General features: G+C 39.6%; 10 protein-coding genes. 9 read left to right on the top strand and 1 reads right to left on the bottom strand.

Annotated elements, in window-relative coordinates:
* The first annotated feature begins 16 nt into the window (after positions 1-16).
* The 5 genes from C3945_RS00520 to recD2 all read left to right on the top strand — a co-directional run bounded on the left by C3945_RS00520 (position 17) and on the right by recD2 (position 6,375).
* The gene (locus C3945_RS00520; RefSeq protein ID WP_161877721.1) at positions 17-1,165 is read left to right on the top strand and encodes a cysteine desulfurase family protein; all 1,149 of its coding nucleotides are present in this window, start codon (positions 17-19) and stop codon (positions 1,163-1,165) included.
* 42 nt (positions 1,166-1,207) lie between these two features.
* Positions 1,208-1,552, top strand: coding sequence for a DUF1831 domain-containing protein (locus tag C3945_RS00515; RefSeq protein ID WP_237585429.1), 345 nt, complete (start codon positions 1,208-1,210; stop codon positions 1,550-1,552).
* 234 nt (positions 1,553-1,786) lie between these two features.
* Complete coding sequence (mnmA, locus tag C3945_RS00510) at positions 1,787-2,908, top strand: tRNA 2-thiouridine(34) synthase MnmA (protein WP_161877719.1); 1,122 nt, start codon at positions 1,787-1,789, stop codon at positions 2,906-2,908.
* 148 nt (positions 2,909-3,056) lie between these two features.
* Complete coding sequence (locus C3945_RS00505) at positions 3,057-3,827, top strand: helix-turn-helix transcriptional regulator (protein ID WP_161877718.1); 771 nt, start codon at positions 3,057-3,059, stop codon at positions 3,825-3,827.
* 55 nt (positions 3,828-3,882) lie between these two features.
* A complete protein-coding gene (recD2, locus tag C3945_RS00500; RefSeq protein WP_237585428.1) occupies positions 3,883-6,375 on the top strand; it encodes an SF1B family DNA helicase RecD2 in 2,493 nt (830 codons plus the stop codon).
* Between the two features lie 53 nt (positions 6,376-6,428).
* Here the strand turns inward: recD2 and C3945_RS00495 are convergent, their stop codons facing one another.
* The gene (locus C3945_RS00495; RefSeq protein ID WP_161877716.1) at positions 6,429-7,340 is read right to left on the bottom strand and encodes a diacylglycerol/lipid kinase family protein; all 912 of its coding nucleotides are present in this window, start codon (positions 7,338-7,340) and stop codon (positions 6,429-6,431) included.
* Positions 7,341-7,540: 200 nt separating this feature from the next.
* Here C3945_RS00495 and C3945_RS00490 point away from each other — a divergent pair, with 200 nt between their 5' ends.
* The 4 genes from C3945_RS00490 to ruvX all read left to right on the top strand — a co-directional run bounded on the left by C3945_RS00490 (position 7,541) and on the right by ruvX (position 12,242).
* Complete coding sequence (locus tag C3945_RS00490; RefSeq protein WP_161877715.1) at positions 7,541-8,428, top strand: YitT family protein; 888 nt, start codon at positions 7,541-7,543, stop codon at positions 8,426-8,428.
* 341 nt (positions 8,429-8,769) lie between these two features.
* The gene (gene alaS / locus C3945_RS00485; protein WP_161877714.1) at positions 8,770-11,421 is read left to right on the top strand and encodes an alanine--tRNA ligase; all 2,652 of its coding nucleotides are present in this window, start codon (positions 8,770-8,772) and stop codon (positions 11,419-11,421) included.
* Positions 11,422-11,560: 139 nt separating this feature from the next.
* Positions 11,561-11,821: an IreB family regulatory phosphoprotein gene (locus C3945_RS00480; protein ID WP_161877713.1), complete on the top strand. Its 261-nt coding sequence runs from the start codon at positions 11,561-11,563 to the stop codon at positions 11,819-11,821.
* Positions 11,808-12,242: a Holliday junction resolvase RuvX gene (ruvX, locus tag C3945_RS00475; protein WP_237585427.1), complete on the top strand. Its 435-nt coding sequence runs from the start codon at positions 11,808-11,810 to the stop codon at positions 12,240-12,242. Before C3945_RS00480 ends, ruvX begins: the two co-directional genes overlap by 14 nt.
* The last annotated feature ends 7 nt before the right edge of the window (positions 12,243-12,249 follow it).

Genomic DNA, 12,249 nt, shown 5'->3' with positions numbered 1-12,249 from the left:
TGAGAAGGGAATAGCAATGAATAAACAGACGTATTTTGACCATGCGGCGACATCACCTATGCATCCTGAAGTGATTCAAGTCATGACTCAGGCTATGACCGAGCATTACGGCAATGCTTCAAGCATCCATCAAATAGGTAGAGAGAGTAAAGGGATGTTAGAAGAAGCCCGAGTCGTCTTTGCAAAAAGTATCCATGCTGAACCAAAAGAAATAATCTTAACCAGTGGTGGGACGGAAAGTGACAACACAGCGATTATGGGAACGGCCAGAAAGTTCAAATCAAAAGGGAAGCACATCATCTCGACAGCGGTTGAACACCCTGCTGTGAGGGAACCGTTATTGTCTTTGGAAAAAGAAGGTTATGTTATCACGTTTTTACCTGTCAACGAGGAAGGCTTCATCACAGCCGATCAAGTCGAAGAAGCGTTGAGGGAAGATACGATTTTAGTTTCGATCATTTATGGAAACAATGAAGTGGGAACGATTCAACCTATCGAAGACATCGGGCAGATGCTGGCTAATCAAGACCGGAAAATTCTCTTTCATACAGATGCGGTTCAAGCTTATGGAACCGAAAAAATTGATGTCAAAAAGCAACACATTGATATGCTGTCCGTGTCTTCTCATAAAATTAACGGCCCTAAAGGCATTGGCTTTTTATATGTAAATAAAGATATGCCTATTCCAAGTATGATGCTTGGAGGCGAGCAGGAAAATAAAAAACGAGCAGGCACGGAGAATATCCCTGCTATTCTGGGCTTTCAAAAGGCGGTTGAACTGAGACAAGCGCAGCAGGACGAGTTGAGACAAGAGTATAAGGGGTTAAAACACTTAGCGGTTCAAACATTAGAGGAAAAGGGAATCAACTACACAGTCAATGGTTCCTTAGAAAATAGTTTGCCTCATATATTAAGTTTGCACCTTCCAGGTGTACCCGCTGAACGGTTATTAATCCATTTGGACTTAGCGACTATCGCGGTGTCCATTGGATCAGCTTGTTCTGCAGGAAATGTAGACCCGAGCCATGTCTTAACTGCCTTGTATGGTGAACATCATCCGGCTATCTCAGAAACCATTCGGATTAGCTTTGGATTAGGTAATAATGAAGAAGGGATTCATTATTTAATCGATAACATTGAAAAGGCTATTGCTTTTTTGTCTTAGTTTGCGAATAATGAAAGAAAAGAGAATGAGAGGATGCTTATATTGAGTACACCACCAAGCGCTAGCCTATTAGGAAGTAAAGAGTCTTATACGCTTCATGAACAGGTGAAACGGTATACCTTAAGGGATAACGGTTTTTTAGAAACAAAAAACGGATCATTTGTTTATGAACGTGTTTTGGGTTTGAATGTGACAGATAAAACAGCCCCCAAGTTAAAAATCACCGTATCAAAAGAATTAGACGGTTTGAAACTGTCTGCAGTAACGGCAAACGGCTTAAAGAAGGTTGATTTATATAAGAACGATCAGCTTAAAGCTCAACGTGATTTTGCTGAAAATATATTAGTGTCACTGACTGAAGCCTCTGTATTGAAAAAAGTCAATTAACTAAAAATAGCACACGACGAGATAAATGGTTCTTAAGCTTTCAATAGACTTAGAATCGCCTATCCGTCGTGTTTTACTGTTACTAGACTGTTCATAAATAAACATAAAAAAAGGCTAAAAAGCCCGGAATGACTTGACTTCTTACTTTGAGTAAGTATAATGGAATGAGCTGTAAGCTAACGAACCTTCAATTCGTTGAGTAGCAGAATTTAACTGAAATGATGGTGATTTTATATGACGAACAAGAAACCAAGAGTCGTTGTAGGGATGAGTGGAGGCGTCGATTCCTCTGTCACTGCACTGCTTTTGAAAGAACAAGGCTATGACGTTGTGGGCGTCTTCATGAAAAACTGGGACGACACAGACGAAAATGGCATGTGTACAGCAACGGAAGACTATAAAGATGTCGCTCTCGTTGCAAATAAAATTGGGATTCCTTACTACTCAATCAACTTCGAAAAAGAGTATTGGGATAAAGTCTTTTCTTACTTCTTAAAAGAGTACGAAAACGGACGCACGCCAAATCCAGATGTGATGTGTAATAAAGAAATCAAATTTAAGGCCTTTTTGGACTATGCATTAAGTCTTGGAGCCGAATATGTGGCAACAGGTCACTATGCACGAGTGGAAAGAGATGCAGACGGGACCACTCATCTACTGAGAGGGATCGACAACAACAAAGATCAAACTTACTTCTTGAATCAATTGTCTCAAGAGCAATTATCTAAAGTCATGTTCCCACTAGGCGGCATGGAAAAAAGTGAAGTCAGAAGACTCGCTGAAGAAGCAGACTTGGCAACAGCCAAGAAAAAAGATTCGACTGGGATTTGCTTTATCGGCGAAAAAGACTTTAAAGCGTTCTTGATGAACTATTTACCAGCTCAACCAGGAAACATGGTAACTGAAGATGGGGAAGTCATGGGTAAACATGATGGGTTGATGTATTACACTATTGGACAACGTAAAGGGTTAGGGATTGGCGGAAATGGTCAATCTAATGAGCCATGGTTTGTTGTTGGTAAAAACATGGAACATAATGAACTGATCGTTGGACAAGGGTATACAAACCCAACACTTTATGCGACGCATTTAGCTGCTAGCGAATTCTCTTTCACAACTGATGTTGACAGACCAGAAACCTTTAAATGTACAGCCAAATTCAGATACAGACAAACAGACGTTGGCGTCACTGTTCACTTGAACAAAGAAGACAACACAGCTGTTGTTGAGTTTGATGAATTAGCTAGAGCCATCACACCTGGACAAGCCATTGTCTTTTATGATGGTGATGAGTGTCTTGGCGGCGGCATCATTGACTATGCCTTTAAAGATGAGAAAAAATTACAATTGATTTAATTAAATACAAAGACAGACTGTCTACGGATGGCCTGTCTTTTTCTGTTTCTGAAAAAAAGCGTATTCATGTATACAGGACTGTCTATTTACCAGTGAATATAGTATACTGATATAGACAAAATTAGTGTTATTCGGAGGAAAGAAACGTATGTATTTTTTTGAACAACATGGTATGGAAGAAGAGGAATCCTTTCAATTTCAACGACTGCATTCCAATTCGTTTCCCTTACATTTCCACAGAGCGTATGAGTTCATCACGGTTGAAAAAGGAGAAATGCTCATTACAATTGAAGAAGTGGATTATACATTAAAAGAAAAAGAAGCCGTATTTATTTTTCCCAATCAACTGCACAAGCTACATACACCCAAAGATTCTGTCTGTAGCGTGATTATCTTTTCTCCAGAAATGATTGGACATTTTTACTCGACTTATAAAGGCTTTATGCCAGTCAATAATAAACTGATACTAAACTCTCTTCCTAATGAAGACGAGTTGGATTTTATTTATTCTCAAAAAAGCTTTTTGTATTCTATATGTGCTCAGTTTATAAAACAAACCGAAGTGGTCCCGGTAGAAGTATCCTCTAAGCGAAAAATTATACAAAATATGCTGTTATTTATTGACGATCACTATGCGACAGAGTGTACGCTAAAAGATGTGGCCAAAGCCCTTCAATACGATTATGCGTATTTGTCGAAATTGTTTTATCAATACACCAACCTCACCTTTACCCATTATGTCAACCGGTACCGGGTGAGTCAGGCAGCTTATTTATTGGAAAGCACAGAAGACACGGTAAGTGACATTGCTCAAAAATGTGGCTATAAAACCTTACGCACCTTTAACCGAAATTTTAAAGACTACAAGAAAGTGTCTCCTTCATTCTATAGAGAAAATAAAAAGAAAACCTCGAAATAAGACTGGTCAAACTGTACAGTCTTCGTTAAACTGAATGAGCAAAGGAGGACTCGACTTGCAAGAAGATTTATTTAAGGAACATGAACATGAGGCAACAGAAGAGAGTTATATATCAGGAGAAGTATTATCTATTTACTTTTCGAATCCGCAAAACTTTTACAAAGTGATGCTGATAAAAATTGATGACACGAATACCTCTGTCAAAGAAGATCAGACGGTCATTACAGGTAACTTTGGACAGATTCAAGAAGGGGAAGCTTACCGCTTTTACGGGACGTGGACTGATCACCCTAGGTATGGCTTGCAATTTCAGTCTACTAAATATGAAAAAGAGAAGCCGTCTAGCGAAGACGGTGTTATTGCTTACTTATCCAGCCCGCGATTTAAAGGGATTGGAAAAAAAACAGCCGAAAGAATCGTGGATACTTTAGGCATTGATTGCATCGATAAAATATTGGAAGATGAATCGGTATTAGATGCCGTGCCTCAGATGAACGACACTAAAAAAGATCAACTCCTAGCCGTACTGGAAAAAGAACAAGGGATGCAAAAAATTATTATTGCACTGAATAATTTAGGCTTATCTAATCAACTGGCTTATAAAGTTTACCAGCGTTATGAAGGGAAATCCCTCATCACTATTCAAACGAATCCGTATATCTTAATTAACGAGATTGAAGGCATTGGATTTAACCGAGCTGATGTCATTGCAGAAGAGTTAGGTATCGAAGGGGATTCTCCGGAACGCATTAAAGCGGGTGTTCTTTATTCGTTGAATGAACAGACGATGAAGGCCGGGGATACTTATGTGACCAACAGAGTTTTACTAAAAGAAAGCATCGATGTCCTTGAAAAAAGCCGTCCATTTATTATTAACCCGGAATTAGTCGCAGACTATATCATCGAAATGGTTGACGAACAAGTCATGATTCAAGACGAGGATCGTTTTTACGTGCCGTCATTATATGCTTCAGAGTGGGGTATAGCCAATGCACTCGATCGTTTGCTTTCTTTTGAGGATGACACCACACTCAGTGAGAAAAAGATTCTGAAAATATTAAAACAATTTGAAAAGCGAAGCGGCTTAACTTTTGGCGAATCACAAAAGTTGGCCATTACAGCAGCCCTTCAGTCTCCCTTATTTATCTTAACAGGAGGACCAGGAACAGGGAAGACAACGGTGTTGGATGCCATCGTCTCTTTGTATGCAGAACTCAATGACGTTGATTTAGATCCTGCCAGTTATATAGATGAAGCGTATCCTGTTTTGCTTGCTGCACCAACGGGGCGAGCCGCAAAACGGATGAAAGAAACAACCGGTCTGCCGGCCTCTACGATTCACAGGTTGCTCGGTTTGACAGGGTCGGATGATGATGAGCTACAAGAATCAGACCGCTCGCTAAAAGGGTCCTTACTTATCATAGATGAGATGTCAATGGTAGACACTTGGCTGGGCTACCAATTATTAAAGGCCGTTCCAAATGGTATGAAAGTTATCATGGTCGGAGACAAAGACCAATTACCTTCTGTTGGACCCGGACAGGTCCTTCGAGATTTGCTTGATTCTAAAGTCTTACCAAGCAAGGAATTGACTGAAATTTACCGTCAAGGGGATCACTCATCTATTATTGAATTGGCACATGACATAAAAAAAGGACACTTACCTGAAAATTTTGCGGAGAAAAAAGCGGACCGTAACTTCTTCGCTTGTCGAACAAATAAAGTTCAAGATGCGGTCAGTTTATTAGTAGAGAAAGCAATCGAGCGAGGGTACACGGCTCAAGATATTCAAGTATTGGCCCCTATGTATAAAGGGACAGCTGGAATCGACCATTTAAATGCCTTATTGCAAAACTTATTTAACCCTCACGTACCTGGTAAAAAAGAAGTAAAAGCTTTTGATTCAGTCTTTAGAATAGGGGACAAAGTATTGCAATTGGTTAATGATCCTGAACGTAACGTCTTTAATGGGGACATGGGCATCATCACAGGTATCTTGTCAGCGAAAGAATCCAGTGCGAATGTGGAAGAGTTGGTTGTCGATTTTGACGGGAATGAAGTAAATTACTTAAGAAATGAGTGGAATAAAATCACCTTATCTTATTGCTGCTCGATTCATAAATCCCAAGGTAGTGAATACAAGATGGTTATTTTACCTATGGTGTTTGCCTATGGTCGTATGTTGAAAAAAGATATTGTCTACACGGCTATTACTCGAGCCAGTCAAACCTTACTTTTAATCGGAGAAAAAGAAGCCTTTATAAAAAGCATTTCTCAAGACACAACGCTGAGGCAAACATCCTTGGATGAGCGCTTAATGAGTTTGAAAGATAAAGATGACGCGTTCAGCATGGAGAAGTCAACGGCTGACGATGAAAACCCTACACGATCAAGTGAACCGTCAGTTCAAAAAACAAAAGCTGTTAGCTTAGAAAAAGCAGTTAATACAGTGACTAAAACAAAAAAAAGGTCCTTTGTATTGACTCCCCAAGATGTGGATAACGAAACAATTGATCCGATGATAGGAATGGAACACACACAGCCATAAAAAAAACCCCTGTAGCCACTTTAGAGTGAGTGACACAGGGGGTATATTTTTGGTTAAAGCCAAAAAGGTAGTTTAATTGTCGTGACATCAAGGGTTGTATTGGATGGATCAATTAACTCGCCATCTCGTTGGCCATATTGAGGCTTACCAACACTAACTTGACAGGAGGTTGCTCGATAAGCATGTAGTTTCTTATGAGATAAATGGCTTTCTTTGGTCATGATTTTGATTAAGATGGAAAGCAACTCGAAAAAGGTAACTTTTTCAGCTACTAGTAAATCGATCATGCCATCTGTTGCGTCAGCCAAGGGATGAATAGGAATGCCACCGGCAAAGTATTTTTGGTTAGCACACAAAACCAGCATGGACTCCTCAAAAAAATAGTCTTTTTCAGGGGTTTTAATGGTCACCGGAAACGGTTTTTGGGAAAAGTATCCTGACAACACGTTCATTAAGTAGGATAGTCGACCAACGGTTTCTTTGTTTCTGTTTTTTTCCATTTTTGAAATAACTGTTCCATCGATGCCGTATCCGGTACTATTAACGGCCACAATCGGTCCGTCTTTCATTTGACCCAGCAGCACATCCAAAACAGTGGGCTCGGATATAGACAAAATATGGTCGATGGATTCACTGATTTTCTTGGACAAGTTTCTAGACTGGGCGAAGTCATTACCAGATCCTGTTGGGATGTATGCAATGGGAATGTCAGCTTTGGATTGGACAACCCCTTGTACCACCTCATTTAAAGTCCCATCGCCGCCCACAGCAACGAGTAGACTATTGCTACCTATGCTCCGGCTCAACGAATCAGCTATTTCAACTGCGTGTTTCCTGTATTCTGTTATATGTATGTCATATGTCACCTGTTTATAGTTGTTCAATAGATCATGTAAGTCTGAAGTAAATTTTTTTCCTTTTCGAGAATGTTCATTAACGATGAAAATTAAGTGTGTGTCAGTCATGTTAGCCACCAATTCCTTATGTACTACTTACAGTATACGGTTTAATCCGGAGATTGAAAAGATTAAAATGATTATTGACAAAAAATAGATTTATTCAAACTACTGGTGTTATTTCATTGCCATTAATGTTAGAATTGCCGAGTTGCACTAAAACGATTTTTATATTTATAACGATTGAGCTTTTTGAAGGAGGACATTATATGTTAAGAGTAGCAAAAAAATACACATTGAGTGCAGTGGACTATGTCTACATTTTCTTTGGGACCCTATTGACGGCCATATCCTTTCAGGTCTTTTTACTTCCCAATAATATTGTGTCAGGAGGCATAACGGGCTTGTCCATAGTGACATACGCGTCATTTGGATGGGATCCGGCATTGGTTCAATATGCATTAAGTGTACCTCTTTTAATCATCTGTTTTATTTTACTTGGTAAAGCAGCGGGTTATAAAACCATACTAGGTAGTTTACTTTTACCTTTTTATCTCTTGTTTATTGGCCACTGGGAACCCTTAACGATGGACCCACTCTTGGCTGCTTTATTTGGAGGCGCACTGACTGGACTTGGAATTGGTATTGTGTTCCGAGCGAAAGGATCGACTGGCGGAACCAGTATTATCATTCAAATTATTTATAAATATTTGAACCTTCAATTAGGTTTCACAACACTGATGGTTGATGGTGCGATTATTATGATTGCCCTTTTGGTATTTGATGTTGAAACAGTGATGTATTCCATCATTGCCTTATTCATTATTTCAAGAACCATTGACTTAGTTCAATTAGGCTTCCACCGAAATAAAAATGTATTTATCATCTCAGATAACCCTCAAGATATTCGTCAAGAAATCTTGCATACGATGCAGCGTGGCGTGACCAACTTAGGTATTCGAGGCGGATACGGGAATACAGATAAAGACATGTTGATGGTGGTTATTCAAGAAAGAGAATTTACCTTACTGAAAGAAACAGTCATTAAAGCCGATTCAGATGCCTTTGTCGTGGCTATGCCTGCGAGTGAAGTATTGGGACGTGGATTCTCCTTGAACAAATACTTCCTACCTAATGAAACGGAGTGGACTGACTAATCCTTTTAAAGGGGTAAGTATTGACGGACCAAGGAATCTAAGCTATAATTCTAACTGATGTAAAAGGATATGCTGAAGTGAACCAATCAAATCAGAGAGGTATTCGTGATGGTGAGAGAATATCAACAACCCTTTAGTGCTCCCTTTTAAACATGCGCAAGAAATTGTGCCGTATCTTGGCGTTAACAAGACTCAAGAGGTAATAACTGACCGAATAAGTTATTGCAAACAAGGTGGTACCGCGTGAAGACGTCCTTGTATGCAATGATTTATTCGGTTTTTTTAGTGTCGTTTTTTAAAATGAACAGAATAAACTTACAAAAGAATGGATGGAGAAGGCTATGAAAACAATAAACAGTACAGAACTGCGCCAGATGTTCTTAGATTTTTTTGAAGGAAAAGGACATAAGATAGAAAAAAGTGCCTCATTAGTCCCTGTAGAAGACCCAACCTTACTATGGGTCAATTCAGGCGTCGCCACGATGAAAAAATATTTTGATGGAACGGTTAAACCGGAAAACCCGCGTATAGCTGGGTCACAAAAAAGTATTCGTACTAATGATATCGAAAACGTAGGTGTCACTGCCCGTCACCATACCTTATTCGAAATGCTTGGAAACTTTTCAATTGGGGACTATTTTAAAGAGGAAGCCATTGTATGGGCTTGGGAATTCTTAACAAGTCCGGACTGGTTAGGTTTGGATTCTGAGAAGTTATTTGTGACGGTTTACCCGGAAGACGAAGAAGCTTATGCAATATGGAAAGATAAAGTGGGCTTAAAGGAATCTCACATTGTTAAAGAAGAAGGTAACTTTTGGGATATCGGAGAAGGACCATGTGGACCGAATACTGAGATCTTCTACGACAGAGGCGAAGACTTTAATGATTTAGCAGAAGATGACCCTGAAAATTACCCAGGTGGAGAGAACGAGCGTTGGTTGGAAATATGGAACCTTGTCTTTTCTCAATTTAACCATAAGCCTGACCATACCTATGATCCTTTACCAAATAAAAATATTGATACAGGTATGGGCTTCGAGCGTATGCTGTCTGTTTTACAAGATGCGCCGACAAACTTTGAAACAGATCTATTTATGCCTATTATAGAGAAAATTGAAGGCCTTTCTGGTGTCAGCTATACAAGTAGCAAAGAAAAACAGACTAGCTTTAAAGTGATTGCTGACCATGTTCGTGCATTAGCCTTTGCTATTGGAGACGGCGCGTTACCAGGTAATGAAGGCAGAGGGTATGTTCTTAGACGACTGCTTAGACGAAGCGTCATGCATGGTAGACGATTATCGATTGAGAAACCATTTTTAACACAACTCGTTCCTGTTGTTGCAGACATCATGAAAGAACATTACCCGGAAGTAGAAGAGAAGTTAGACTTCATCAATAAAGTTATTTTGAACGAAGAAGAACGATTCTTAGATACCTTAGCAGAGGGCTTAGAGCGAGTGAAGGAACTAGTCGATGCTCAAAAAGCACAAAAAGGGACGCGTCTGTCAGGGAAAGATGTCTTCCAATTATATGATACCTTTGGCTTCCCTGTCGAACTGACAGAAGAAGTAGTTAAAGAAGAAGCAATGGAGATTGATATAGAAGAGTTCGAGGCTGAAATGGAAAAACAAAGACAGCGTGCGCGTTCAGCTCGCCAAACAGAAGGATCCATGGCTGTTCAATCTGCATTGCTTAATAATATTAATCTATCTAGTGAATTCATTGGATATGAAGAAGACAGCACAGTTGCAACACTGAAAAAGATTATAGCGGAAGAAGAGTTTGTTGACAGCGTATCTGAAGGATCGACCGCTCGATTAGTCTTTGATCAAACGCCTTTTTATGCTGAAAAAGGTGGACAAGCTGGAGATATGGGGATGATTCTCGATCAAGATAATAACCTTGTTGGACGCGTGTTGTCCGTTAAACCAGGACCAGAAGGACAGGCCATTCATGAAGTAGAGATTCTCAGTCTACTGACTGTCGAGGAGACCTATGAACTAGCGATAGATCAAAAACGCCGACGCCTCATCGAAAGAAACCACACGGCTACTCACTTATTGCATCAAGCATTAAAAGATGTGTTAGGGGATCATGCCAATCAAGCAGGTTCATTAGTCGAAGCGAATCATTTACGTTTTGACTTCACTCACTTCGGACAAGTGACGCCTGAGCAATTAGTCGAAATGGAAACACTTGTTAACCAAAAAATCATTGAGAATCACATCGTCGAAACACTGGAGACCACATTAGACCAAGCGAAAGAGTTAGGTGCAATGGCTCTATTCGGTGAAAAATATGGGACGGATGTGCGAGTGGTTATTATTGATGACTATTCAAAAGAATTGTGTGGTGGAACGCACGTTAAGAGCACAGCTGAAATTGGTCTATTCAAAATTACTTCTGAAAGTGGGATTGGGGCAGGAACGAGACGTATGACTGCCTTAACAAGTGAAGGCGCGTATCAATGGATGGAAAAACGATTGGCTGTTTTAAACCAAGCGTCTCAAGCCTTAAAGTTGCAATCAGTTATGGACTTGCCAGCTAGAATTAGTCAATTGCAAACAGAAATGAAAGAACTAAATCAAACCAATGAATCCTTGCATGCTAAGTTGGCCAACGCACAGGCTGAAGATATCTTTACCAACGTTCAGACCATTTCAGGTATTCGATTTATTTCTGAAGAGATAAAAGCAAAAGACATGAATCAATTAAGACAGCTGGCTGACAAATGGAAACAAGAAGATAGTTCAGATATCTTAGTGCTTGGTTTGCGAAATGAAGAGAAAGTCAATTTAATTGTGTCACTTAAAGAGCAAGCGATTAAAACAGGATTAAAAGCTGGAGATGTGATTAAGTATATTGCACCTTATGTGAACGGTGGGGGCGGGGGACGTCCGGACTTTGCACAAGCGGGTGGCAAAAAACCAGAAGGCTTACCAGAAGCATTGAAAGCTGTATCAGACTACATTGAGCAGGCTCTATCCAAATAAGAATAAATGGTGCATAATTAAAGAGTATTGTCAGATAACGTTGTACTTTCCCTGCTTTTCTAGTAAAATATAGATTAATGATACTATTGGTAAACGTCAATAGTTTAAATCGGTAATGAAAGTATGGAGGGACCTTACTATGACTTCAAAAGATCATACGGTTCGTTTTAATGTAGAAAATGCAGACGAACATAACGTTGAAGATACATTAAGAATGGTATACAAAGCACTTGAAGAAAAAGGGTATAATCCAATAAATCAAATTGTTGGGTACTTGCTGTCTGGAGATCCGGCATATATTCCTCGCCACAATGATGCCAGAAACTTAATCAAACGCCATGAGCGAGATGAAGTTTTAGAAGAACTGGTCACTCATTATTTAAACGATGCAAAAAAATAATCGAGTGATGGGCTTAGACGTTGGGTCAAAAACAGTCGGTGTCGCAGTGAGTGATTTGCTTGGATGGACGGCTCAAGGCATTGAAACCATATCAATTAACGAAGACAAAGAAGAGTATGGATTCGATCGATTGAAAGAACTGGTGGAGACTTATGACGTCGAGAGATTTGTTGTTGGCTTACCAAAAAACATGGATGGCTCCATTGGGCCTCGTGCAGAATTATCCATCGAATACGGTGAAAAACTAGAAGAGCTGTTTTCTTTACCGGTCACCTATTTAGATGAGCGATTAACCACAATGCAAGTCAATCGAATGTTAATAGAGGGCAACACGTCCAGAAAAAAACGAAAAAAAGTAGTCGATAAATTAGCAGCAGTTATTATTTTGCAAAATTATTTAGACCAACAAGCTAGACTATAGAGGAGGA

It is taken from the genome of Alkalibacterium sp. MB6 (assembly GCF_009935905.1).
GTDB lineage: Bacteria > Bacillota > Bacilli > Lactobacillales > Carnobacteriaceae_A > Alkalibacterium.
Note: the sequence above shows the minus strand (reverse complement) of the source record. Positions and strands in the feature narration are given on the sequence as shown.

Bases quoted from the DNA above. Each gene is read 5' to 3' on its own strand.
- C3945_RS00520 (WP_161877721.1), top strand. From the start codon at position 17: ATGAATAAACAGACGTATTTTGACCATGCGGCGACATCACCTATGCAT.
- mnmA (WP_161877719.1), top strand. From the start codon at position 1,787: ATGACGAACAAGAAACCAAGAGTCGTTGTAGGGATGAGTGGAGGCGTC.
- C3945_RS00505 (WP_161877718.1), top strand. From the start codon at position 3,057: ATGTATTTTTTTGAACAACATGGTATGGAAGAAGAGGAATCCTTTCAA.
- C3945_RS00495 (WP_161877716.1), bottom strand. From the start codon at position 7,340: ATGACTGACACACACTTAATTTTCATCGTTAATGAACATTCTCGAAAA.
- C3945_RS00490 (WP_161877715.1), top strand. From the start codon at position 7,541: ATGTTAAGAGTAGCAAAAAAATACACATTGAGTGCAGTGGACTATGTC.
- alaS (WP_161877714.1), top strand. From the start codon at position 8,770: ATGAAAACAATAAACAGTACAGAACTGCGCCAGATGTTCTTAGATTTT.
- C3945_RS00480 (WP_161877713.1), top strand. From the start codon at position 11,561: ATGACTTCAAAAGATCATACGGTTCGTTTTAATGTAGAAAATGCAGAC.
- ruvX (WP_237585427.1), top strand. From the start codon at position 11,808: ATGCAAAAAAATAATCGAGTGATGGGCTTAGACGTTGGGTCAAAAACA.